Below are 21915 nucleotides of genomic sequence, written 5' to 3'. Positions count from 1 at the left end.
CGCAATGCAGCGCCCAAATTCGAGAGAGAAGTGGAAATGTCCGAAGAGTTCTACCGCATCAAGCGGCTGCCGCCCTACGTCATCGCCGAGGTCAACGGCATGCGGGCAGCGGCGCGGGCGGCGGGCGAGGACATCATCGATCTCGGCATGGGCAACCCCGATCTGCCGCCGCCCGACCATGTCATCGAGAAGCTCTGCGAAGTAGCGCGGAAACCCGACGCGCACGGCTATTCGCAGTCCAAGGGCATTCCCGGCCTGCGCCGCGCCCAGGCGAACTATTACGGCCGCCGCTTCGGGGTCGAAGTCGATCCCGAGACCGAGGTGGTCGTCACGATGGGATCGAAGGAAGGGCTCGCAAGCCTCGCCACGGCGATCACCGCGCCGGGCGACGTGATCCTCGCGCCCAATCCTTCCTACCCGATCCACACTTTCGGCTTCATCATCGCCGGCGCGACGATCCGCGCAGTGCCCACCACGCCGGACGAGCATTATTTCGAGAGCCTCGAGCGGGCGATGAACTTCACCGTCCCGCGGCCCTCGATCCTCGTCGTCAATTATCCGTCGAACCCGACCGCGGAGACGGTCGACCTCGCCTTCTACGAACGGCTGGTCGCATGGGCGAAGGAGAACAAGGTCTGGATCATCTCCGACCTTGCTTATTCCGAGCTCTATTATGACGGCAATCCGACCGTCTCGATCCTGCAGGTCAAGGGCGCCAAGGACATCGCGATCGAGTTCACGTCGCTCAGCAAGACCTATTCGATGGCAGGCTGGCGGATCGGCTTCGCAGTCGGCAACCGCGAGCTGATCGCCGCGATGACGCGGGTGAAATCGTATCTCGATTACGGCGCCTTCACCCCGGTCCAGGCCGCGGCGTGCGCTGCGCTCAACGGCCCGCAGGACATCGTCGAGAAGAACCGCCAGCTCTATCACAAGCGCCGCGACGTGCTGGTCGAGAGCTTCGGCCGCGCCGGCTGGGACATTCCCAGCCCCCGCGCATCGATGTTCGCCTGGGCACCGCTGCCGCCGGCGCTCGCGCATCTCGGTAGTCTCGAATTCTCGAAGCAATTGCTCAGCCACGCCAAGGTCGCGGTCGCACCCGGGGTCGGTTACGGCGAGAATGGCGAAGGGTTCGTGCGCATCGCCATGGTCGAGAACGAGCAGCGTCTGCGTCAGGCGGCGCGCAACGTGCGGAAGTACCTGCAGTCGATGGGCGTCAACACGCCGAGCGTGAAGGCGGGCTGAACCCCTTCCCTTTCACCCCGGCCTTGTGCCGGGGTCCACTATGCAACTTGGCGAGAAGCTGGAGCCTCCAGCTTTTCGCGTGCGGCCGAGTGGATCCCGGCACAAGGCCGGGATGACGAAATAGAGGGGCGGTTAAGCCAGCTCGCTGTCCAGCAGCTCGCGCACGTCGAGGCCGAGCAAAGCGATGTGATCGCGCACCCGCGGCCAGTGGCCGGTCAGGAAGCGCTCGCGCTCGGCGACGCGCAGCCGCTCGACCGCGCCGGGCAGCACGAACATGCCCACGCCGCGGCGGACCTCGACATAATCGTCGTCCTGGAAGCTCTGATAGGCCTTGGCGACGGTCAGCGGATTGGCGCCGTGCTCGGCGGCGAGAGCGCGTACCGAAGGAAGCTGGTCCCCGGCGCGATACTCGCCGCGCAGGATGGCCGCAGCGATAGTGGCGCGAAGTTTGAGGTAAACGGGTGAGTCGTCGTGCTCGAGCGCTGTCATGCTGCCATAATACACTAATTAGCGATCGGGTCCATACCCGGGATTCCACTGGTGTACGATTTCGGACAGTTCGCCGCGCGGCCGTTCGTCGAGATCGCGCCCTGGCGTGCCGATGAAGACGAATCCGGCGATACGCTGCGGCGCTTCGCCGAACAGATCGCGCACCTTGTCCGAATAGGCCGCCCAGCCGGTCAGCCACCCGCCGACGAACCCACAAGCATGCGCCGCGTGGAGCAGGTTCATGCACGCCGCCCCCGCCGACAATTCCTGCTCCCATAAGGGGATCTTGTGTCCGTGCACCGGCGCGGACAGCACGACGACCAGTGCCGGCGCCTGCATCACGAACTGCGCCGTCGCCTCCTCGTCGCGCACGGTGCAATCGGGCTTCTCGGCGCGCTGGATCTCGATCAGCCGTTCCGCCAGCGCCTGCCGGGCATCGTCGGGCACGATCACGAACCGCCACGGCGCCAGCTTGCCATGATCGGGCGTCCGCGCCGCGACCGCCACCATTTCGCGGAGCTGCTCCGGGCTCGGCCCCGGCGCGACCATGTCGCGCGGCTTGCCCGAACGGCGGGTCTGGAGAAGGCGGAACGGCGTGGAGCGGTCGTTGAAAATCATGTCGGCGATCTAGGCATCGATCCGCCGCGCGCCAACGGTGATTCGGGATCGCATCGTTTCCGAACGGAAGATGGGCCGAACCTCCCTTCGTCATCCCCGCGAAAGCGGGGACCCATCTCCGACATCATCCACGAGCGCGCCGGTGCATCTTACTGCTCGCTCGGGAGATGGGTCCCCGCTTTCGCGGGGATGACGCCATTGTAAATGAGCCCTCGCTCCGAGGCTTAACTTGACTCAGTTGGCCGAAACGCGATTCATCACGCAACTTTCTTTCGTGTAAACCGCAGATCTGCGTGGGGGCATCCACCGAGTCAAAGAGCGGCCGGGTTAGCGGCCCGGCGAGGCAAGCAGACGAAATCCTACATTGCAAGCGCCTCGGGCAAGCGCTCCGGCTTTCGACAGCGGGACGGCGCGCGGAGCGCCGCGCTTTACACCCGCGCCATTCGCTCTAGTCTGGCCGCCCATGCGCCGGGCAAGTCCCGGAAACCGAAATAAAAAGGTCGAATTCCCGCATGGTCGAAACCCCAACCGCCGATAGTCCGGCAGAGCCCGATATCAGCCACGTAAATCCCGCCGCGGAGAAGACGTGGTTCGGGCACCCGCGCCAGCTGGCGCGCATGTTCAGCACCGAGATGTGGGAGCGCTTCGGCTTCTACGGCATGCGCGCGCTGCTGACGCTCTACCTCACCCAGCATTTCATGTTCGGCGACCGCGAGGCGACCGGCATCTATGGCGGCTTCACGGCCTTGGTCTATCTGACGCCGCTGGTCGGCGGCTATCTCGCCGACCAGTTCCTCGGATCGAAGCGCGCAGTGAAGTTCGGTGCGATCGTCATGTCGCTCGGCTATCTGATCCTGTGCTTCGGCGGCCCCACCGCGCAGCCGCATGCCAAGATCGACGGCCAGCGCTACGAAGTCTCGATCGAGAAATCGGGCGACCGCGAGGTCCGCTACGTCGTCGACGGCACCCGGAAACTCGAGATCAAGGGCAATGACGACGGCTCGGTCGACCTGCTCGAGAACGGCGCGTCGGTGCGCAAGATCGCCAAGGATGGCTTCGAATCCGACGCCGATCGCAGCCCGTTCTACGTGATGATCATGCTGATCGGGCTGTCGATGGTCTCGACCGGCAACGGCTTCTTCAAGCCCAACATCTCGACGATGGTCGGCGAGCTCTACGAAGTCGGCGACCGACGACGCGATGCCGGCTTCACGATCTTCTACATGGGCATCAACATCGGCTCGCTCTTCTCGCAGATCCTGTGTCCGTGGCTCGCCGTGGCGTTCGACTGGTGGGCGGGCTTCGGCCTCGCCGCGATCGGCATGATGATCTCCTGGGCGCTGATCCAGTTCAACGGGAATACGCTGGCCGGCTATGGCGAGCCGCCCGCCCGCCCGGAGGTCGAGCGGCAACAATGGTTCATCTATGCCGGCGCGCTGCTGATCGTGCCGCTCTTCTACTTCCTCTACGTCAATCTGATGAACTCGCCCGAGCCGGCGCCGGGATCGGGCATCATCGGCTATGTCGCCTCGCTGCCGCTGATGGGAAAATTCCTGTTCGGCACCTTCCTGCTCTCGGTCCCCGGCATCCTGATCTGGTCCTTCGTCGCGGGCAGCCGCCAGGAATTCCAGATGATGCTCGCGGCGATGACGCTGATCGTCTTCAACGTCGTCTTCTGGACCTTGTTCGAGCAGGCCGGCTCGTCGCTCACTTTGTTCGCCGATCGCAACACCGACCTGTCGGTATTCGGATTGTTCAGCATCACCGCGGGCCAGACCCAATTCTTCAACGCCGCTTTCATCGTGCTGCTCGCACCGTTCATGTCGATTATGTGGACCGCACTGGCGAGGCGCGGGCTCGAGCCCTCGATCCCGGTCAAGTTCGGGATCGCGCTGATCAGCGTGGCGGCGGGCTTCCTGTTGCTCGTTTGGGGCGCCACTTATGCAGATGCGGGTTTCCGCGTCGGGATCTGGTGGCTCGCGGGCCTCTATTTCGTCCACAGCTTCGCCGAGCTCTGCATCTCGCCGGTAGGCCTCTCGATGGTCACCAAGCTGTCGATCGCGCGCGTGGTCGGGCTGATGATGGGCGTGTGGTTCCTGTCGATCTCGGTGGCGCAATATTTCGCCGGGATGATCGCACAGATAGCCAGCGTCGATACCGTCGGCGGCCAGGTGACCAACCTAAAGGTGAGCCTCGACACCTATGTCGGCGTGTTCACGCTGATCTCTTATTGGGCTATCGGGCTGGGCGTGCTCCTGCTGCTGCTCAGCTGGCCGCTCAAGAAGTGGATGCACGGGGTCAAATAGGGAGACGGGGCAATGGAGACGCTGATCGCCGCAAGCGTGACGTTCGTTGGGCTCCATTTCCTGCTGTCGCATCCCTTGCGCCGGCCCCTGACCGGCGCGATCAGCCTGCGCGGTTTCTTCGGCGTCTATGTGCTCTCGGCGCTGGCGACCTTCGCGTGGATGGCGCTCGCCTTCCGCGCCCTCCCGCCCGAGCCCCTGTGGTGGGACGTCGGGGACGCCGGCTGGGCAGTGGCGAGCGCGGTGATGCTGGTCGGCGCGATCCTGTTCACCGGATCCTTGTTCGGCAATCCCGCTTTTCCCGACCCGACCGGCACCGGCGGGCATGCGGCGATCGGAAAGGCCACGGGCGTCTATACCGTCACGCGCCATCCCATGATGTGGGGCTTCGCGCTCTGGGCGTTCGTTCATTTCGCGGTCTATCCGATGGCGTCGAACGCCGTGCTCACCGCCGCGATCCTGATCCTCGCACTGGTGGGCGCGGCGCTGCAGGACGCGAAGAAGGCGGCCACCATGCCCAACTGGGCCGACTGGCAGGCGCGGACCTCCTATTGGCCCTTTGCCGCGATCCTTTCCGAGCGGGCGCGGTGGAGCTTCGACGGGCGGGCGCTGCTGCTCGGCACATTGCTGTGGCTCGCCGCGACCTGGGCGCACGCGCCGCTCGGCGGCACTTTCGCCGCCGGCATCTGGCGCTGGATCGCATGACGGCGGAGCGCATCGCCGGGGGCGGCTGCCGGTGCGGCGCGGTGCGATACCGCGTCACCGGCGAACCCGCCGCGACCTCGCACTGCCATTGCAGCGACTGCCGCCGCATGACCGGCGCGCCGACGCTCGCCTGGGCGATCTTCCCCGAGGACAAGGTGGAGATCGTCGCGGGAGTGTTAGCGGCGCACGAGACGTCGCCGGGCGTCGAATGGGGATTCTGCGCGCGCTGCGGCTCCACGCTCACCTATCGCCGGGCAAGCCGGCCAGGTCTGTTCGACGTGACCACCGCCACGCTCGACGATCCGGAGCTTTTCCCGCCGCAGAAGGAGATCTGGACGGGCGAGCGGCTGTCCTGGATCCGCTCGAACCCGGAAGTCCCGCATTTTCCGCGGACCGGCGCGGGCTAGATACGAAAGGGGGGAGCGTTGCCGCTCCCCCTTTTCTGTACGCAATCAAATGCCGTTTTCAGGCAGCGTTGCGGCGCTGCGCAATGAAGAGCGCGATCAACGAGAACATCGGGTGATCCTTTGGAAATTTGTGTTGCAATGCAACATAGACGCATCTGGATCCCGATGGACTTTTCCGCAAATGCAATGTTTCCGGCAGTGAGTTGCAGAAATTGCAATCGATCCGTTCCCCTCGCTGCAAGGGAGGGGAGCCTCATCAACGCACCCGGTTCGCCACGAGATCGTCGACTACCGACGGGTCCGCGAGCGTGCTCGTGTCGCCCAGGCTCGACACGTCGCCCTCGGCGATTTTCCGGAGAATCCGCCGCATGATCTTGCCCGAGCGCGTCTTGGGCAGTCCCGGGGCGAACTGGAGGGCGTCGGGCGTGGCGATCGGGCCGATCTCGGTCCGTACCCATTTGCAGAGTTCGTCGCGCAGCGCGTCGGAGGCGGTCTCGCCCACGTTGAGCGTCACATAGGCATAGATGCCCTGCCCCTTGATGTCGTGCGGCATGCCGACGACCGCGGCCTCGGCGACCTTGGGGTGCAGCACCAGCGCGGACTCGACCTCGGCGGTGCCCATGCGGTGCCCCGAGACGTTGATCACGTCGTCGACCCGGCCGGTGATCCAGTAATAGCCGTCCTCGTCGCGGCGGCAGCCGTCGCCGGTGAAATACTTGCCGCGATAGGTCGTGAAATAGGTCTGGAAGAAGCGCTCGTGATCGCCCCACACGCTGCGCATCTGCCCCGGCCAGCTGCGCGCGATGCACAGATTCCCTTCGGTCGCGCCGTGCAGCACATTGCCCTCGGCATCGACGATCTGCGGATCGACACCCGGCAGCGGCAAGGTCGCCGAACCCGGCTTGAGCGCAGTGGCGCCGGGCAGCGGCGTGATCATCTGGCCGCCGGTCTCGGTCTGCCACCAGGTATCGACGATCGGGCAGCGCCCTTCGCCGACCACTTCGTGATACCAGCGCCACGCCTCGGGATTGATCGGCTCGCCCACCGTGCCGAGCAGCTTGAGCGATTTGCGCGAAGTCTTCGCGACGAACGCGTCGCCCTCGCGCATCAGCGCGCGCAGCGCGGTCGGCGCGGTGTAGAGGATCTCGACCTGGTGGCGGTCCACGACCTGCCAGATGCGCGAGGCGTCGGGCCAGTTGGGCACGCCTTCGAACATCAACGTCGTCCCGCCGTTGGCGAGCGGGCCATAGACGATATAGCTGTGCCCGGTGACCCAGCCGATATCGGCAGCGCACCAATAGACCTGCCCCGGCCGGTAATCGAACACCAGCTCGTGCGTGTAGCTCGCCCAGAGCAGGTAACCCGCGCTGGTGTGCAGCACGCCCTTGGGCTTGCCGGTCGAGCCCGAGGTGTAGAGGATGAACAGGGGATCCTCGGCGCCCATCGGCTCGGCCGGGCATTCGGCGGAAACCTTCGCCGCCGCCTCGTGATACCAGACGTCGCGGCCCGGCTGCATCGCCACGTCGCCGCCCGTGGCCTTGACGACGATCACTTTTTCCATCGACCGGGCATGCGCCTGTGCCGCATCGACATTGGCCTTGAGCGGCACGCGCTTGCCGCCGCGGCGGCCCTCGTCGGCGGTGATCACGAGCTTGCTGTCGCAATCGGTGATCCGGCCCGCCAGCGCCTCGGGCGAGAAGCCGCCGAACACCACCGAATGCACCGCGCCTATCCGCGCGCAGGCGAGCAATGCGAACGCCGCTTCGGGGATCATCGGCATATAGATGGTGACGCGGTCGCCCTTGCGGACTCCCTCGGCCTTCAGCACGTTCGCGAACCTGCACACCTCTTCGTGGAGCTGGCGATAGGTGTAGCGCCGCGGCTCCTCAGTGGGATCGTCGGGTTCCCACAGGATCGCCACTGCATCGCCGCGGCTGGCGAGGTGCCGGTCGACGCAATTCGCCGCGACGTTCAACTTGCCGTCGGCAAACCAGCTGATGTGGAAGTCCTCTTCGTCGAACGACCAGTCGCCGGCGATCTCCGGGCGCTTCACCCAATCGAGCCGCTTCGCCTGCTCGAGCCAGAAGCTCCCCGGATCGGCGAGACTGCGGCCGTACAGCTTCGCATATCCCTCGGCATCGACCCGCGCCTTGCGCGCCCATTCTTCGGATACGGGGTACAGGCTGTCGCTCGTCAAGGGGCCGCTCCTGGCTGATATGTCCGGCTCTCCTTGTCCCCAAGCAACCCCGCCGCGCAAGCCGCAGATTCCGTTACGACACCGCTCCGAGCCGCAGTTTTGACCGGGCTGCGACAAACTGCGACATAATTTCGGTGGAACCGATTGCCGCCGCCAGCCATCTTGCCCGAATGGCACGACGCCCAATCGCCTTGACGCTCGCCTTCGCGCTTCCGCTCGCCGCATGCGCGGTGGGCCCCGATTATCGCCCGCGCACGGCGCCCGAGCTCGGCGTGCCCGACGCCTACTCCGTGCCCGCCGACCAGCGCGCCCGCGAGGATCTGGTCCGCTGGTGGGAAAAGTTCGACGATCCGCAGCTCGCCGCGATCGTTCAGCGCGCGCAAGCCGCGAACCTCGACATCGCCCAGTCGGTGACCAGGCTTCGTCAGGCACGCGAATCGCTGATCCAGCAGCGTGCCTCGCTGTTCCCGAGCGTCAGCGCCTCGGCCGGCGCGTCGCGCAGCGAATCGCTCCGCGGCGGCACGACGACCACCACGCTGCCCGACGGCAGCGTCACCTCCTTCTCGACCGGCGGGCGCAACAGCTTCTCGCTGGGCGCGGACGCCAACTATCAGGTCGATCTGTTCGGCGGCGTGCGCCGCGGCGTCGAATCGGCGCGTGCCGGCTATGAAGCGGCGGGCTTCGATTATGCGACCGTCCTGATCTCGATCGAGGCGGAGACCGCGCGCAACTATGTCCTTGCGCGCGCCGCACAGGCGCAGCTGGCCAATGCGCGCCAGTCGCTCGCGCTGCAGGAAGACAATCTCCAGATCGCGCAGTGGCGCGTGCAGGCCGGGCTTGTCTCGACGATCGATCAGGAACAGGCGCGCGCGTCGCGTGCCCAGACCGCCGCGTCGATCCCCAATCTCGAAGCCAGCTATAACGGCTTCGTCTCGCGCCTCGGCGTGCTCACCGGCCAGGCGCCGGGCGCACTAAAGGCCGAGCTCGAAGCCGTGAAGCCGATCCCGCACGGCCCCGCGAGCGTCGCCGCCGGAATCCCTGCCGAGACGCTGCGCCAACGCCCCGATGTGCGCTCGGCCGAGCGCAACCTCGCCTCGGCGACGGCGCAGATCGGCGTGGCGACGGCGCAGCTTTATCCCTCGCTCGGCATCGGCGGCAGCATCGATGCCGGATCGAGCGCACTCAGCTCGATCTTCGACGTGATCACCGGCCGGCTCTTCGCCAATATCGCCCAGACGATCTTCGATGCGGGCCGCACGCGCAGCCAAGTGCGATCGGCGCAGGCGGCCGCGGATGGCGCATTCCTTTCGTACAAGCAGACCGTGCTCACGGCGCTCGAGGACATCGAGAATTCGATCGTCGCGCTGCAGGCGGCGCAGCGGCGCGAGGCCGAGTTCCGCATCGCGCTCGAGGCCGCGAACAACCAGGCGATCCTCGCACGGATGCAATATCGCTCGGGCCTCACCGATTTCACGACGCTCAACCAGGCCGAGGCATCTTTGCTATCGGCGCAGAACGGCCTGGTGGGCGCGCAATCCGATCAATCGACGGCGCTGATCCAGCTCTATCTGTCGCTCGGCGGCGGCTGGGACAGCAATGTCACACCCGAGGCTCCGGCGCGGACCTCGACGACCACAGGCGGCACCGCGGATGGCAACTGATCCCAACAAGAATCTCGACGAGTTCCTCGGCACGCCCGCCCAGCCGTGGTGGCGGCGCTGGCTCAAATGGATCATCGTGGGCGCCGTCGTCCTCCTCGCCGTGCTGGCGCTGTCGCGCTTCTTCTTCGGTGGTGCGACCGCCACCCAATACTCGACCGAGGAGGCGGCGCGCGGCAATCTGACCGTCACCGTCTCCGCTACCGGCAAGCTCGCCCCGACCAATCAGGTTCAAGTCGGCTCCGAGCTTTCGGGCCTGGTCGAAACGGTCAGCGTCGACGTCAACGATCGCGTCATCAAGGGCCAGCCGCTCGCCGTGCTCGACACGTCGCGCCTCGACGATTCGATCGCCCAGAGCCAGGCGGCGCTGAATGCCAATGTCGCGCAAGTGGCGCAGGCGCAGGCCACCGTCGCCGAATCGCGCGCGCAGCTCCAGCGGCTCGAGGAGGTCAGCCGCCTTTCGGGCGGGCGCGTTCCCGCCAAGGTCGAGATGGAGCAGGCGCGCGCCGCCGCCGCCCGCGCAGTGGCCGCGCTCAAGGTAGCCCAGGCCAATGTCGTCTCCGCCCGCGCGGCGCTGTCGTCGAACCAGACGCAGCGCTTCAAGGCGGTGATCCGCTCGCCGGTGAATGGCGTCGTGCTCGCCCGCCAGATCGACGCGGGCCAGACCGTCGCCGCCTCGTTCAACACGCCGACCCTGTTCGTGATCGCCGAGGATCTCTCGGCAATGGAATTACAGGTAGCGATCGACGAGGCCGATGTCGGCTCGGTCAAGCAGGGCCAGCTGGCGAGCTTCACGGTCGATGCCTTTCCGGGCAAGACCTTCCCCGCGACGATCACCCGCGTCGATCTCGGCTCGAACCTCTCGGCCCAGGCGGCGACGAGCTCGAGCACGAGCAGCTCGACTACCCAGTCGCAGGTCGTCTCCTATGCCGCGACGCTGAGCGTGGCCAATGCCGACCAGCAGCTTCGCCCCGGCATGACCGCTACCGCCGAGATCATCACCAAGGCCAGGCCCAACGTGCTGCTCGTTCCCAATGCGGCACTGCGCTTCCGGCCGGGCGCGGGCGGCGGTCAGGGCGCGAGCGGCGGACAGGGCGGTATCGCCGGTGCGCTCGTGCCGCGCGGCCGCCGCGGGGGTGCCGGCGGCGCGCAGAAATCCGCGACGATGAGCCGCGGGGCGCAGCAGACCGTCTATATCCTCGGCGCGGACGACCAGCCCCAGCCGGTGCAAGTTACCACCGGCGACACCGACGGCACCGTCACCGAAGTGACTGGCGGCGAGTTGAAGCCGGGGATGAAGGTGATCACCGGCCAGCTCGCCGAAGGCGGTGCCAGCCAGCGGCGCCAGGGATCCGGCCAGCGGCGCCAGGGCGGGCGCAGCGGCGGGCAAGGCGGTGGCGCGGGAGGCCAAAGTGGCGGCCAGTGACGCGCCGATCATCCAGCTCCGCGGCGTCACCAAGGTCTATGGCGAGGGGCCGACGGCGTTCCAGGCGCTGAAGGGCATCGACATCGACATCACGAGCGGCGACTTCGTCGCGGTGATGGGCCCGTCGGGATCGGGCAAGTCGACGACGATGAACATCCTCGGCTGCCTCGACGTGCCGAGTGCCGGGCAATTCCTGTTCAAGGGCGTGCATGTCGAGCGGCTCGGCCGCGATCAGCGCGCGTTGCTGCGCCGGAAATATCTCGGCTTCGTCTTCCAGGGCTTCAATCTGCTCGCGCGGACTTCGGCGCTCGAGAATGTCGAACTCCCCTTGCTCTATCGCGGCGATCCCAAGAAGGAGCGGCGCGAGGCGGCGATGGCGGCGCTCGACAAGGTCGGGCTCAAGCAATGGTGGGACCATACCCCCGCCGAACTTTCGGGCGGCCAGCAGCAGCGGGTCGCGATCGCCCGCGCGATCGTCACCAATCCCGCCGTGCTCCTCGCCGACGAGCCGACCGGCAATCTCGATTCGGAGCGCTCGATCGAGATCATGAAGCTGCTCACCGAACTGAACGCGACCAGCGGGATCACGGTGCTGATGGTGACGCACGAGCCCGACATGGCCGCGTTCGCCCGCACGATCATCCACTTCAAGGACGGGCTGGTCGAGCGCATCGACAACCACGCGCATGAGCCCGCCTGATGTTCGGCACCACCTTCATCCTCGCGATCCGCTCGATCTTTCGTCACAAGCTCCGCTCGTTCCTCACGACGCTCGGCATCATCATCGGCGTCGCCGCGGTGGTGGCGATGGTCACGCTCGGCAAGGCGACCACCAAGGCCGCGCAGCAGCAGGTCGCGAGCCTGGGCACCAATGTCCTCCAGATCCGCCCGGGCCAGGGCTTCGGCCGCGGCGGCGGCGGGCCGCGTCCTCCGGACTTCAAGGAAGAGGATGTCGAGGCGGTCGCGCGGCAGGTCGCCGGCGTCAACGCAGTCGCCCCGCAGGCACAATCGACTGCGACGGTGATCTATCAGGGCGCCAATTGGTCGACGACGATCAACGGCACCACCAACGCCTTCTTCCAGGTCCAGCCTTGGCCGCTGGTCTCCGGCCGTATCTTCACGCGCGCCGAGGAACAGGCCGGCAAGGCCGTCTGCATCATCGGCAACACGATCCGCACCAACCTGTTCCGCGGCGGCGAGGCGGTGGGCGATCGGCTGCGGGTCAACGGCATCTCGTGCGACGTGATCGGCGTGCTCTCGACCCGCGGCCAGGGCGGGTTCGGCGATCAGGACGACGTGATCATCATGCCGATCAAGCAGGTCCAGCGCCGCTTCACCGGCAATCGCGACATCCGGCTGATGCTGGTCGGCGTCGATCCGGCCTATGACGGCGCGCAGGTCCAGGAATCGATCAAGCAGGTGCTGCGCGAACGCCGCAGCATCACCGCCGGCAAGGACGACGATTTCAACATCTTCGACACCGCGCAGATCAGCCAGACGCTGACCGGCATCACCACCTTGCTCACCCAGATCGTCACTGCGGTGGCCGCGATCAGCCTCGTGGTGGGCGGCATCGGCATCATGAACATCATGCTCGTCTCGGTCACTGAGCGCACCCGCGAGATCGGCATCCGCCTCGCCATCGGCGCCGTCGCCAGCGAAGTGCTGATGCAATTCCTGATGGAGGCCGTGGTGCTGTCGTGCCTCGGCGGGCTGGTCGGGCTGGTCGTCGCCCAATTGGTCGTGCTCGGCCTCGCGCCGCTGATGCAGGTCGAATGGATGTTCGAGCCGCAGATCAACGTCATCGCCTTCCTGGTATCGGCGCTGATCGGCGTGGTGTTCGGCTATTTCCCCGCACGCCGCGCCGCGAGTCTCAACCCGATCGACGCGCTGCGGCACGAATAAGCCGGGCTATTTGCCGTCGGTCTCCAGGCCGTAGAGCTGGCGCAGCTCCTCGAGATCGGCGCGAGTATCGACGTCGACCAGCTCGGCCGGGCTGGTCACGACATGGTGCCCGCGCCGGATCAGCTCCCGCGCGCCCTCGTCCCCTTCCAGATCGAGCAGGTCATCGAACAAATGGCTGCCGAACAATGCCGGAGGGCAGGGTTGCGCCCCGTTGCTCGACGCGACGACGGTGTCGAGCCCGTCGGCCGCGTCGAACATCCGGTAGATGTGCGCCGCGGTCACGCGCGGCATGTCCGCCAGCGCCACCAGCACCGCGTCGGCCCCCGCCGCTTTCGCGACCATGACTCCGTGGCACAGCGAGCGCGCCTGTCCGAGCGACGGATCGGGATTCTCCTCCACGCGATAGCCCAAGGCCGCGAAATCGAGGCTGGTGCCGGAGACCACTGCGACCCGCGCCAGGAAGGGCACATTCTCGAGCGCAGTCACGACATGATATGCGAGCGGCTTGTCGAGGAACGGCTCGGCGAGCTTGTCGCCGTCGAAGCGGCGCGAGCGCCCCGCGGCGAGCAGCACCAGGGCGGTTCGTTCAGGCGTCAGCATGGAAGCTCCTCACCATCGCGGCGGCGATCGACAGCGCGATCTCGGCGGGCCCGATGCTGCCGATATCGATCCCGGCGGGGCCGTCGATCCGAGTGAGATCGGCCTCCACCACTCCCGCAGCCGCCAGCCGTTCCAGCCGCGCCGCATGGCTCCGGCGCGAGCCGAGCGCGGCGACATAGCCGGTCGGATGGGCGAGCGCGGCGATCAGTGCCGGATCGTCGATCTTGGGGTCATGGCTGAGCGTCACCACTGCTGTGGCGGGATCGGGCTTCAATGCGGTCACGGCCTCGTCGGGCCAGCGGTCGTCGAGGATCACGCCGGGAAAACGCTCGGCCGTCAGAAATCTCCCGCGCGGATCGATCACATGGGTGACGATTCCGAGTTCGCGCGCCAGCCCCGCCAGCCGCTGCGCGATCTGGACGGCACCGACGATCACCAGACGGCGCGGCGGATCGTAGCGATTGACGAAATCGCCCGCCGATCCGGGCATGCTGCGCCCCGTGGCGAAATCGGTGGCCACGTCGAAACTGGTGCCGTTGGCGCGGGCGCTCTCGATCGCCTCGAACAGCTGCGGATGAAATCCTTCGGCCGATACCGGCTGGACGAGCACCGAAATCTCGCCGCCGCACGGCAGCCCGACTTCCCATGCCGCGGGATCGGCGACGCCGTAGCTCTTCACTGTGGCGGGCGCACCGGCGAGGACGTCCTCGGCGGTCGCCAATATGTCGTTCTCGACGCAGCCGCCCGAGACCGAGCCTTCGAAACGGCCATCGTCGCGCACCAGCATGTGGCTCCCGCGCGGCCGCGGTGCCGAGCCCCAGGTCGAGACCACCGTGGCGATCGCCATCCGGCTTCCCGCCCAGGCACGTGCGGCTGCCAGCACGCTGTCGTTTTCCGCCACGCTTCGCCTCGCTTCCGTCACAACCGTCCGATAACGCCTGGCCTGTGGAAAGTTTCGTGGCAAGATCGCTGGCAGTCGCGGCCTTGCTGCTGGCGCAGGGCTGTGTCGGCGTGCAGGAAAGCAGCATGGCAAACCGGCCCATCGTCATCGCGCATCGCGGCGCCAGCGGCGAACGCCCCGAGCACACGCTCCTTTCGTACCAGTTGGCGATCGAGCAGGGTGCCGATTTCATCGAGCCCGACCTCGTGCCCACCAAGGACGGGGTGCTCGTCGCGCGGCACGAGAACGAGATTTCGGGCACGACGGATGTGGCCGCGCACCCGGAATTCGCGGCACGCAAGGCGACCAAGACGATCGACGGCGCGCCGGTGACCGGCTGGTTCACCGAGGATTTCACGCTCGCCGAATTGAAGACGCTCCGCGCGAAGGAGCGCCTGCCCCAGCTCCGTCCCGGCAACACGCGCTATGACGGCCAGGCCGAGATCCCGACGCTCGACGAGATCATCGCGCTCGCCAAAAAGGCATCGCGCGAATCCGGCCGCACGATCGGCATCTATCCCGAAACCAAGCATCCGAGCTATTTCGCCTCGATCGGCCTCCCGCTCGAGGAACGGCTGGTGGCGAAGCTGCACGAAGCAGGATGGGATCGCGCCGACGCGCCGGTCTTCATCCAGTCGTTCGAAGTCGCCAATCTCAGGAAATTGAAGGGCATGACTCGCGTGCCGCTCATCCAGCTGATGAGCGCGAGCGGCGGTCCTGCCGACGGTGCCGAACCCAGCTATGCCGCGATGGCGACGCCCGAGGGGCTTGCCCGCGTCGCAAAATATGCTGCGGGGATCGGACCCGAACGGACGATGATCTTGTCCCCATCGGGCGCCACCACCCGCCTGGTCGCCGATGCGCACGCCGCGGGGCTCAAGGTCCATCCCTGGACCTTCCGCGCCGAGAATTTCTTCCTGCTCCCCGCGTATCGGACGACGGGCGGTCCCGCCGAACATGGTCGGCTTGCCGAGGAAATCGCGTATTTCATCGGACTTGGCGTCGACGGATTATTCAGCGATTACCCATATATAGCTGTGTCAGCGCGTGCGTCCGCTTCCGCTTCGCCCGCCCATCGAAGGTAAGACCCATGCGCAAGTTGCTCGTTCCGCTCATCGCCCTGCTGCCCCTGCTCTCGGGCGGCTGCATCGCCAAGACCGCGTGGGACGTCGCCACGCTGCCGGTCAAGGCAGGCAGCCAGGCTGTCGACTGGACCACGACCAGCCAGGAAGAATCGGACCGAAACTACGGCAAGAAGATGCGCGAAAAGGAAGCCCGGGAGGGCAAGGAACGCCGCAAGCGCGAGAAGGAATGCAGGAAGAACCCCGACAATTGCCAGGCCTATGACGGCTACCGCGCGTCGGACCCCAACTGACCACCCAGCACTTCGGCCACCGCGCGCAGCACTTCGGGCTTCATCTGCACCCATAAGTGGCTGCTGCTGACTTCAATCGCACGACCGCCCGAACCCTCGGGCTCGCGGCAGATCAGCCCGTTCACCAGCCCGTCGCTATGGCTCCAGATCGAAGTCGACGGCACCGGCAGCGGCCGCGCCGCCTCCTCCAGCCGCGCGTTCAGCGCCGGATCGTCGATCTTCTCACCGGTCAGCCACTCGAAGGGGCGCCAGACATTGGTGCAGGTCGGCGGGCCGGCGAAGGGCGAGCTGATCGTGATCACTTCGCGCACCAGCTCGGGATGCCGCTGCGCCGCGACCCGCGCCATGATCCCGCCGAGCGATATACCGACCAACGTCACCTTTTCGCCGGTCTCGGCATGCACCGCGGCGATCCGCTCCATCAGCCGCTCGCCCTCGGGCCCGATCGCGCGCACGCCCAGATTGCGGCCGAGATCCCAGCCTTCGGCACGATAGCCGAGCCGGTTGAGATAGCGCCGCATCACGAAGGTCGAGCGGTCCGAATTGGTCAGCCCGGGGAGCACTATCACCGGGCGGCCGTCGCCGGGCGGCACGTCTTCCAGCGTCTTCCATTCGCGGATCAGCCGGCCCAGTCCCCATGCCGCGCGCGGTCCTTCGGAAAGCAGCGCCAATGCGGGCGGCGGAACGCTGTTCGAGGTCGGTACCGCCAGCTTCAAAGCCATTGCATCACTCCAAAGGCGAAGGGCGTCCATACCCCCATCCGCACGCCGGCGACCCGCAGGCCGGCCGCGCTCCATTCGTTGCAGGTCCTCAACGCACTGTAGCCGCCACGGGCTGCATAGAAAGCGTCATGCCCGCCATAGCCCCTTATCGGCGGTCCGGCCGCGAAGGTGCCGCGGACATAAGTGACGAGCCGGGTATATTCCTCCGCTCGCAGCACGAGCATGCGTGTCTTCGCAGCCGACCGCGGCTCGGGCACCGCCGAGACATGCACTACCGTCGGCCCCATCCCGGCCAGCGCACGCGCAACGCGGAACGGGTTCATGTCCCACCAGGTCGGCGTGTTGAGATAGAAATCGCGGTCGCCCCAGCCGAACATCAACATCGGCTGCGCCGCCTGCGCCGGGTCGGCGAAATGCTCGGGGTGCACCAGATCGGCGAAGTCCCGCGCCGGCAGCACCAGATCGGTGTGCACGCCGTTATCGGCGACATAGATCGTCATGCCCTGTGCCGGAGGCTTCCAGTCGCGATTGGCGGGGATGGCGCTTCCCACCAGCGCCGCCGCGAGATAGCACAGGACCACCGCGCCAAAGGCGAGCAACGCCCTCTTTGTCCAGTGCGCCGCCCGTACGAGGCCGTTTCGTATCATTTGCAACAATGCTAGACCGGTTCCGATGACAAAGGATACCCATGTGCTGGAGCGCCCCCCCGAAGGCGCCGCGTCCGACTGGACGATACCGCAGAACTGGCGGGCGTACACTGCCGAGGAGCACGCCACCTGGGACACGCTGTTCGAGCGTCAGGCAAAGCTCCTCCCCGGCCGCGCATCCCAAGCCTATCTCAAGGGCCTCGAAGCACTACGACTCTCCGAATCGGGCATCCCCAATTTCGAGGAACTGTCCGAGCGGCTGATGAAGCTCACCGGCTGGCAGGTCGTCGCAGTGCCGGGACTCGTCCCCGACGAGGTGTTCTTCGATCACATGGCGAACCGGCGCTTCGTCGCGGGCAATTTCATCCGCCGTCCCGATCAGCTCGATTACCTGCAGGAGCCCGACGTCTTCCACGACGTGTTCGGCCATGTGCCGATGCTCGCCGATCCCGTCTTTGCCGATTACCTCGCAGCCTATGGCCGCGGCGGCGTCCGCGCGATGGAATTGGGCGCACTCAAGCAGCTCGGCCGGCTCTATTGGTACACCGTCGAATTCGGGCTGGTGCAGGAAGCCGAAGGGCTGCGCATCTACGGCGCGGGAATCGTATCGAGCTCGGCGGAGAGCCGTTTCGCGCTCGACGATCCGAGCCCCAATCGCATCGGCTTCGATCTCCGCCGCGTGATGCGTACCGAATATCGGATCGACGATTTCCAGCAGAATTATTTCGTCATCCCCAGCTTCGACGAACTGCTGCGCGTGACGATCGAGACCGATTTCGCCCCGCTTTACGAGGAGATCTTGCCGCTGCCGGACATTCCGGTGGGCGAGATCTTGCCCGAGGATGACGTGATCACGCGCGGCACGCAGGAATATGCGACATCGAAAGCTGCTGGCTAATCGTCCGTCACCCCCGCGAAAGCGGGGGTGACGAGCTTTGGATGGACGCCCTCGGCTTAAATATCCAGCGCCCAGCCGTCGCGGCCCTTTGGATCGGGCGGCGAAGCGGGGATGTAGCGCGCAGCACCCGCGGTGAGCCGCAGGATCGTCCAGTCGCCGCGGCGGTCGAACTCCTCCAGTCGGCAGCCGCATGCCTCGAACGCCGCGACGACCTGCTCGCGCTGCGTCTCGAGCAGCCCCGCGAGCACGATCGTCGCACGCGCATCGGCGATCGCCGCCAGCTCGGGCGCCATCGACACCAAGGGCCCGGCAAGGATGTTGGCGATCAGCAGGTCATAGGACGCATGCGCAGTGATCGCGTCGCTCAGCGCGCCGTCGGCGACGATCAGCTCCAGCCCCGCGATATCATTGTCGGCAGCGTTGATACGCGTCACGTCGATCGCCGCAGGATCGATGTCGGTGGCGACAACCCTGGCGTCCGGCCAGAGATGCGCCGCGGCGAAGGCGAGTAGGCCGGTGCCCGTGCCGACATCGATGATGTTGGCGAACGTCCGGTCCGCCATCGCATCGAGCATCCTGAGGCACCCTGAGGTCGTCGCATGATGCCCGGTGCCGAAGGCGCGGCCGGCATCGATCAGGAAGGCGCGGCCGCCCGCCGGCGCCTCGACCGGGTGCGCGCTGGTGTGGACGACGAACCGCCCCTCGCGGATCGGTTCGAGCCCCTCCTGGCTCATCGCCACCCAATCCTCGGCGGTCAGCGCCTCGATCACCGGCTCGACCTGGGCCGCACTCGGCACGAGCGCGCGCAAGGCGTGGAGCATCGCAGCGTCGGGTTCGTCCTCCATATAGGCGTCGAGCCGCCAGCGCTCGACATCGTCCTCGACCTCTTCGGTAGTCATCAGCACCGCATCGAGCGCGAATTCGCCGGCGTCGATCGCCTCGGCCTCGGCGCGGGTGCATGGCAAGGTCACTTTCCAGCTGTCGACCGGCTCAGCGGACATAGCTCGCCCCGTTGATGTCGAGCACCGCGCCGGTCATCGAGGGCGGCGCTTCCAGTGCGCAGAACCGCGCGAGCTTTGCGACTTCCTCGGGATCGGCGACGCGGCCGAGCGGAATGTCGGCGAGCAGTTTGTCGCCGCCGCGGCTGGCCAGATAGTCCTCGGCCATTCCGGTCATGGTGAAGCCCGGACAGATCGCAAGAGCGAGGATGCCGTCGCGCGCATAGCCCCGGGCGATGCTCTTGGTCATCCCGACCATGCCGGCCTTGGACGCGGCATAATGCCAGTGCGCCGGGCTGTCGCCGCGATAGGCGGCGCGGCTGGCCACGTTGACGATCCGGCCCGGGCGGCCCTCCGCCTGCCAGTGGCGCACCGCCAGCCGGCACAGCTCTGCGGACGCGGTCAGGTTCACGCGCATCGTCCGTTCCCAGCCCGCCACCCAATCGTCGTGATCGAGATCGAGCGGGTTGCTCTCGAAGATGCCGGCATTGTTGATCAGCACGTCGATGCGGCCGTCGAGTGCGTCGAGCGCCTGCTGCCACAATGCCTGCGGCGCGGCAGGATCGGTGAAGTCGGCGGGCATGTCGCCGCGGGTGCTCTGCCCGACGAGGCGCAGCCCCTCGCCCGTCAGCGAGTCGGCAATGGCGGCGCCGATCCCGCGGCTGGCGCCGGTGAGAAGGATGTGGGTCATGCCGCCGCCCTAGCCCGAAGGCCCGGGCGGCGCCAAGGCTCAGGCGGCGACCGAGCTCGAGAAGGTCTCCGCGGCGGCGCGGAGCTGGTTGAGGCGGTCGTCGACTTCAGCGACATCGTGCTGGAGCGTGTCGATCTCGCTGGTCACCGTCTTGGTGTCCTCGCGGATCACACCGATCGTCGCCGACATCGAATCGGCGGCGAGCGCGGTCTCGTCGACCGCGGCGGTGATCGCCGTCACGGTCTGCGCCTGAACCTCCATCGCGGTGCGGATGCGGTTGGCGCTTTCCTGAACCTCGTTGACCGTCGATCGGATCGAGGCGTTGGTCTCCACGGTCGATTTGGTCGCCGACTGGATCGACGCGATCTTGGCGGCGATGTCGTCGGTGGCGCGCGCGGTCTGGCTGGCGAGGCTCTTCACTTCCTGCGCGACGACGGCGAAGCCGCGGCCGGCATCGCCGGCACGGGCGGCCTCGATCGTGGCGTTGAGTGCAAGCAGATTGGTCTNTGGCGAGGCTCTTCACTTCCTGCGCGACGACGGCGAAGCCGCGGCCGGCATCGCCGGCACGGGCGGCCTCGATCGTGGCGTTGAGTGCAAGCAGATTGGTCTGACCCGCGATGTCGCGGATGAGACCCAGGATCGATTCGATCGACTTGGCGTGGTCCGAAAGCATCTCGGACATGCCGACCGCGGCACCCGCCTGGCTCGAAGCGCGCGTCGCGATGTCCGCGGCGGCCTCGACTTCCATACGGGCATCCTCGATCGCACGGATCAGGCCCGCGGCGGTCTGCGCGGCTTCGCGCATCGCCACCGCCGACTGCTCGGCCGCCGCGGCGACTTCGCTCGCCTTGCCGAGCATGCCGCGCGCCGANCGGATCAGGCCCGCGGCGGTCTGCGCGGCTTCGCGCATCGCCACCGCCGACTGCTCGGCCGCCGCGGCGACTTCGCTCGCCTTGCCGAGCATGCCGCGCGCCGAGTTCGACGCACCCTGCGCCTGGATGCGGATGCGGTTGCCGAGCGCGGTCGCGCCTTCGATCGATTCGCTGATGCTGGCACGGAATCGTGCCGAGCTGTCGCGCCGCTCTTCGCTGACATGGGCGGCATCCGTCGCGCCGAGATGGCCTGCCATCAGGTCGGCCTCTGCCATTGCGAGGCGCTGGACCACGTCGCAGAATCGGCCGAGCCGCTCCGCGTCAGTGACCTTGTCGCGCAGCACCGCCATCGTCGCGCTGTGCGCATAAGCGAAGGCGGCGAGCACGGCCGGAAGCGGCACGCCGCCCTGATAGGTCTGCGCGGCATAGCCGCACGCCATCTCCACCCATTCCTCGGTGAAGGGTCTGCCGAACTTCAGCTTCGCATAGCGAGCGCCGAGCTGGACCTGCTCCTCGAAAGCCCGTGGCTCCTCGAAGACGCTGCGCATCGGCGTGCTGGCGGGCATTTCGAGAAAATGCTTCCAGAAGGCGCGCGCGATATCCTCGTGATGTCCCTCGAGCAGTTCGCTGATCTCGGCACAGCCCGGCAGCACCGCCCCATCCCAGTCATAGACCTGCCGATGCTCCTCGACCGAGCGGGTTCCCCCGCTCCAACGTCCCGGTTCGCGCCGTCCCACCATTCGATTCTCTCCTAGGCCGCGACTTTCGAAACGAAGTCGCTGGCACTGCCCTTCAGGCTGCCGAGCTGGCTATCGAGGGCAGCAAAGCCCTGGCCCACCCGATCGATTTCGGAAGCGACCGCCTCGGTATCCTCGCGGATCGCGCCGATCGTCGCCGACATCGAATCGGCCGCGAGCGCGGTCTCGTCGACCGCGGCGGTGATCGCGGTCACGGTCTGCGCCTGCACTTCCATCGCGGTGCGGATGCGGTTGGCGCTTTCCTGCACTTCGCTCACCGTCTCGCGGATCGAGGCATTGGTCTCGACCGTGCTGCGCGTCGCCGACTGGATCGACGCGATCTTGGCGGCGATGTCGTCGGTCGCCCGCGCCGTCTGGTTGGCGAGGCTCTTCACTTCCTGCGCGACGACGGCGAAGCCGCGGCCGGCATCGCCGGCACGGGCGGCCTCGATCGTGGCGTTGAGTGCAAGCAGATTGGTCTG

At 66.9% G+C, this 21915-nt stretch carries 22 protein-coding genes and 1 pseudogene; 11 read left to right on the top strand and 12 right to left on the bottom strand.

The window, feature by feature from the left end; translation table 11 throughout:
* Positions 1 to 36 precede the first annotated feature (36 nt).
* Positions 37 to 1245 (top strand): LL-diaminopimelate aminotransferase, encoded by a 1209-nt coding sequence (locus ASE13_RS01945; protein WP_056610669.1) that lies wholly within the window; start codon positions 37 to 39, stop codon positions 1243 to 1245.
* Between the two features lie 132 nt (positions 1246 to 1377).
* On the opposite strand, the gene ASE13_RS01940 is transcribed toward ASE13_RS01945, so the two are convergent.
* Positions 1378 to 1734: a GntR family transcriptional regulator gene (locus tag ASE13_RS01940; protein WP_056614565.1), complete on the bottom strand. Its 357-nt coding sequence runs from the start codon at positions 1732 to 1734 to the stop codon at positions 1378 to 1380.
* A gap of 18 nt (positions 1735 to 1752) precedes the next feature.
* Complete coding sequence (locus ASE13_RS01935) at positions 1753 to 2352, bottom strand: nitroreductase (protein ID WP_200955547.1); 600 nt, start codon at positions 2350 to 2352, stop codon at positions 1753 to 1755.
* 512 nt (positions 2353 to 2864) lie between these two features.
* On the opposite strand from ASE13_RS01935, the gene ASE13_RS01930 reads away from it, so the two are divergent.
* From ASE13_RS01930 to ASE13_RS01920, 3 genes are read left to right on the top strand one after another with little or no spacing between them, the layout of a single operon-like run.
* The gene (locus tag ASE13_RS01930; protein ID WP_056610666.1) at positions 2865 to 4658 is read left to right on the top strand and encodes a peptide MFS transporter; all 1794 of its coding nucleotides are present in this window, start codon (positions 2865 to 2867) and stop codon (positions 4656 to 4658) included.
* Between the two features lie 12 nt (positions 4659 to 4670).
* The gene (locus tag ASE13_RS01925; RefSeq protein WP_056610664.1) at positions 4671 to 5360 is read left to right on the top strand and encodes an NnrU family protein; all 690 of its coding nucleotides are present in this window, start codon (positions 4671 to 4673) and stop codon (positions 5358 to 5360) included.
* A complete protein-coding gene (locus ASE13_RS01920) occupies positions 5357 to 5767 on the top strand; it encodes a GFA family protein (RefSeq protein WP_056610661.1) in 411 nt (136 codons plus the stop codon). The genes ASE13_RS01925 and ASE13_RS01920 overlap by 4 nt, the downstream gene beginning before the upstream one ends.
* Before the next feature lie 256 nt (positions 5768 to 6023).
* Here ASE13_RS01920 and acs read toward each other — a convergent pair whose 3' ends face one another.
* Complete coding sequence (acs, locus tag ASE13_RS01915) at positions 6024 to 7964, bottom strand: acetate--CoA ligase (protein ID WP_056610658.1); 1941 nt, start codon at positions 7962 to 7964, stop codon at positions 6024 to 6026.
* Between the two features lie 170 nt (positions 7965 to 8134).
* On the opposite strand from acs, the gene ASE13_RS01910 reads away from it, so the two are divergent.
* The 4 genes from ASE13_RS01910 to ASE13_RS01895 are packed head-to-tail and all read left to right on the top strand — an operon-like array spanning position 8135 to position 12953.
* Positions 8135 to 9625 carry an efflux transporter outer membrane subunit gene (locus ASE13_RS01910; protein WP_056610656.1) on the top strand — a complete coding sequence of 497 codons (1491 nt, stop codon included), beginning with the start codon at positions 8135 to 8137 and terminating at the stop codon, positions 9623 to 9625.
* Positions 9615 to 11048: an efflux RND transporter periplasmic adaptor subunit gene (locus ASE13_RS01905; RefSeq protein WP_056610651.1), complete on the top strand. Its 1434-nt coding sequence runs from the start codon at positions 9615 to 9617 to the stop codon at positions 11046 to 11048. The genes ASE13_RS01910 and ASE13_RS01905 overlap by 11 nt, the downstream gene beginning before the upstream one ends.
* Complete coding sequence (locus ASE13_RS01900; protein WP_056614559.1) at positions 11035 to 11748, top strand: ABC transporter ATP-binding protein; 714 nt, start codon at positions 11035 to 11037, stop codon at positions 11746 to 11748. Before ASE13_RS01905 ends, ASE13_RS01900 begins: the two co-directional genes overlap by 14 nt.
* Entirely contained in the window at positions 11748 to 12953 is a 1206-nt protein-coding gene (locus ASE13_RS01895) for an ABC transporter permease (protein ID WP_056610647.1), read from the top strand. Before ASE13_RS01900 ends, ASE13_RS01895 begins: the two co-directional genes overlap by 1 nt.
* 6 nt (positions 12954 to 12959) lie before the next feature.
* Here ASE13_RS01895 and ASE13_RS01890 read toward each other — a convergent pair whose 3' ends face one another.
* A complete protein-coding gene (locus ASE13_RS01890) occupies positions 12960 to 13553 on the bottom strand; it encodes an NTP transferase domain-containing protein (protein WP_156404685.1) in 594 nt (197 codons plus the stop codon).
* Complete coding sequence (locus ASE13_RS01885) at positions 13540 to 14454, bottom strand: XdhC family protein (protein WP_056610644.1); 915 nt, start codon at positions 14452 to 14454, stop codon at positions 13540 to 13542. Before ASE13_RS01885 ends, ASE13_RS01890 begins: the two co-directional genes overlap by 14 nt.
* Positions 14455 to 14579: 125 nt before the next feature.
* Between ASE13_RS01885 and ASE13_RS01880 the strand changes: the two genes are divergently transcribed.
* Entirely contained in the window at positions 14580 to 15578 is a 999-nt protein-coding gene (locus tag ASE13_RS01880; protein ID WP_056614556.1) for a glycerophosphodiester phosphodiesterase, read from the top strand.
* A gap of 5 nt (positions 15579 to 15583) precedes the next feature.
* The gene (locus ASE13_RS01875; protein ID WP_056610641.1) at positions 15584 to 15868 is read left to right on the top strand and encodes a hypothetical protein; all 285 of its coding nucleotides are present in this window, start codon (positions 15584 to 15586) and stop codon (positions 15866 to 15868) included.
* Here ASE13_RS01875 and ASE13_RS01870 read toward each other — a convergent pair.
* Together ASE13_RS01870 and ASE13_RS01865 are read right to left on the bottom strand one after the other, a co-directional pair.
* The gene (locus ASE13_RS01870; RefSeq protein ID WP_156404684.1) at positions 15844 to 16590 is read right to left on the bottom strand and encodes a lipase family alpha/beta hydrolase; all 747 of its coding nucleotides are present in this window, start codon (positions 16588 to 16590) and stop codon (positions 15844 to 15846) included. The genes ASE13_RS01875 and ASE13_RS01870 overlap by 25 nt on opposite strands.
* A complete protein-coding gene (locus tag ASE13_RS01865; RefSeq protein ID WP_056610638.1) occupies positions 16581 to 17237 on the bottom strand; it encodes a TIGR02117 family protein in 657 nt (218 codons plus the stop codon). Before ASE13_RS01865 ends, ASE13_RS01870 begins: the two co-directional genes overlap by 10 nt.
* A 25-nt stretch (positions 17238 to 17262) precedes the next feature.
* Here ASE13_RS01865 and phhA point away from each other — a divergent pair, with 25 nt between their 5' ends.
* The gene (gene phhA / locus ASE13_RS01860; protein WP_056610635.1) at positions 17263 to 18135 is read left to right on the top strand and encodes a phenylalanine 4-monooxygenase; all 873 of its coding nucleotides are present in this window, start codon (positions 17263 to 17265) and stop codon (positions 18133 to 18135) included.
* A gap of 56 nt (positions 18136 to 18191) precedes the next feature.
* On the opposite strand, the gene ASE13_RS01855 is transcribed toward phhA, so the two are convergent.
* The 5 genes and pseudogenes from ASE13_RS01855 to ASE13_RS19630 form a co-directional block, all read right to left on the bottom strand.
* Positions 18192 to 19136 (bottom strand): 50S ribosomal protein L11 methyltransferase, encoded by a 945-nt coding sequence (locus ASE13_RS01855; RefSeq protein WP_056610632.1) that lies wholly within the window; start codon positions 19134 to 19136, stop codon positions 18192 to 18194.
* A complete protein-coding gene (locus tag ASE13_RS01850; RefSeq protein ID WP_056610629.1) occupies positions 19126 to 19824 on the bottom strand; it encodes an SDR family NAD(P)-dependent oxidoreductase in 699 nt (232 codons plus the stop codon). The genes ASE13_RS01855 and ASE13_RS01850 overlap by 11 nt, the downstream gene beginning before the upstream one ends.
* A gap of 39 nt (positions 19825 to 19863) precedes the next feature.
* Entirely contained in the window at positions 19864 to 20322 is a 459-nt protein-coding gene (locus ASE13_RS19105; RefSeq protein WP_082596322.1) for a methyl-accepting chemotaxis protein, read from the bottom strand.
* A 9-nt stretch (positions 20323 to 20331) separates the two neighbouring features.
* Positions 20332 to 20695 (bottom strand): annotated as a pseudogene (locus tag ASE13_RS20210) (methyl-accepting chemotaxis protein); the annotation flags it as partial.
* A gap of 752 nt (positions 20696 to 21447) precedes the next feature.
* Positions 21448 to 21915: methyl-accepting chemotaxis protein (locus ASE13_RS19630; RefSeq protein WP_235536810.1), on the bottom strand; the 468-nt coding region annotated here is incomplete at its 5' end.

The organism is Sphingomonas sp. Root241 (genome assembly GCF_001428865.1).
Classification (GTDB): Bacteria; Pseudomonadota; Alphaproteobacteria; order Sphingomonadales; family Sphingomonadaceae; genus Sphingomonas.
The sequence above is the reverse complement of the archived record's forward strand: the minus strand, read 5'-3'. Positions and strand labels throughout refer to the sequence as shown.

Bases quoted from the DNA above. Each gene is read 5' to 3' on its own strand.
- ASE13_RS01945 (WP_056610669.1), top strand. From the start codon at position 37: ATGTCCGAAGAGTTCTACCGCATCAAGCGGCTGCCGCCCTACGTCATC.
- ASE13_RS01940 (WP_056614565.1), bottom strand. From the start codon at position 1,734: ATGACAGCGCTCGAGCACGACGACTCACCCGTTTACCTCAAACTTCGC.
- ASE13_RS01935 (WP_200955547.1), bottom strand. From the start codon at position 2,352: ATGATTTTCAACGACCGCTCCACGCCGTTCCGCCTTCTCCAGACCCGC.
- ASE13_RS01930 (WP_056610666.1), top strand. From the start codon at position 2,865: ATGGTCGAAACCCCAACCGCCGATAGTCCGGCAGAGCCCGATATCAGC.
- ASE13_RS01925 (WP_056610664.1), top strand. From the start codon at position 4,671: ATGGAGACGCTGATCGCCGCAAGCGTGACGTTCGTTGGGCTCCATTTC.
- ASE13_RS01920 (WP_056610661.1), top strand. From the start codon at position 5,357: ATGACGGCGGAGCGCATCGCCGGGGGCGGCTGCCGGTGCGGCGCGGTG.
- ASE13_RS01910 (WP_056610656.1), top strand. From the start codon at position 8,135: ATGGCACGACGCCCAATCGCCTTGACGCTCGCCTTCGCGCTTCCGCTC.
- ASE13_RS01905 (WP_056610651.1), top strand. From the start codon at position 9,615: ATGGCAACTGATCCCAACAAGAATCTCGACGAGTTCCTCGGCACGCCC.
- ASE13_RS01895 (WP_056610647.1), top strand. From the start codon at position 11,748: ATGTTCGGCACCACCTTCATCCTCGCGATCCGCTCGATCTTTCGTCAC.
- ASE13_RS01890 (WP_156404685.1), bottom strand. From the start codon at position 13,553: ATGCTGACGCCTGAACGAACCGCCCTGGTGCTGCTCGCCGCGGGGCGC.
- ASE13_RS01880 (WP_056614556.1), top strand. From the start codon at position 14,580: ATGGCAAACCGGCCCATCGTCATCGCGCATCGCGGCGCCAGCGGCGAA.
- ASE13_RS01875 (WP_056610641.1), top strand. From the start codon at position 15,584: ATGCGCAAGTTGCTCGTTCCGCTCATCGCCCTGCTGCCCCTGCTCTCG.
- ASE13_RS01870 (WP_156404684.1), bottom strand. From the start codon at position 16,590: ATGGCTTTGAAGCTGGCGGTACCGACCTCGAACAGCGTTCCGCCGCCC.
- ASE13_RS01865 (WP_056610638.1), bottom strand. From the start codon at position 17,237: ATGATACGAAACGGCCTCGTACGGGCGGCGCACTGGACAAAGAGGGCG.
- phhA (WP_056610635.1), top strand. From the start codon at position 17,263: ATGACAAAGGATACCCATGTGCTGGAGCGCCCCCCCGAAGGCGCCGCG.
- ASE13_RS01855 (WP_056610632.1), bottom strand. From the start codon at position 19,136: ATGTCCGCTGAGCCGGTCGACAGCTGGAAAGTGACCTTGCCATGCACC.
- ASE13_RS01850 (WP_056610629.1), bottom strand. From the start codon at position 19,824: ATGACCCACATCCTTCTCACCGGCGCCAGCCGCGGGATCGGCGCCGCC.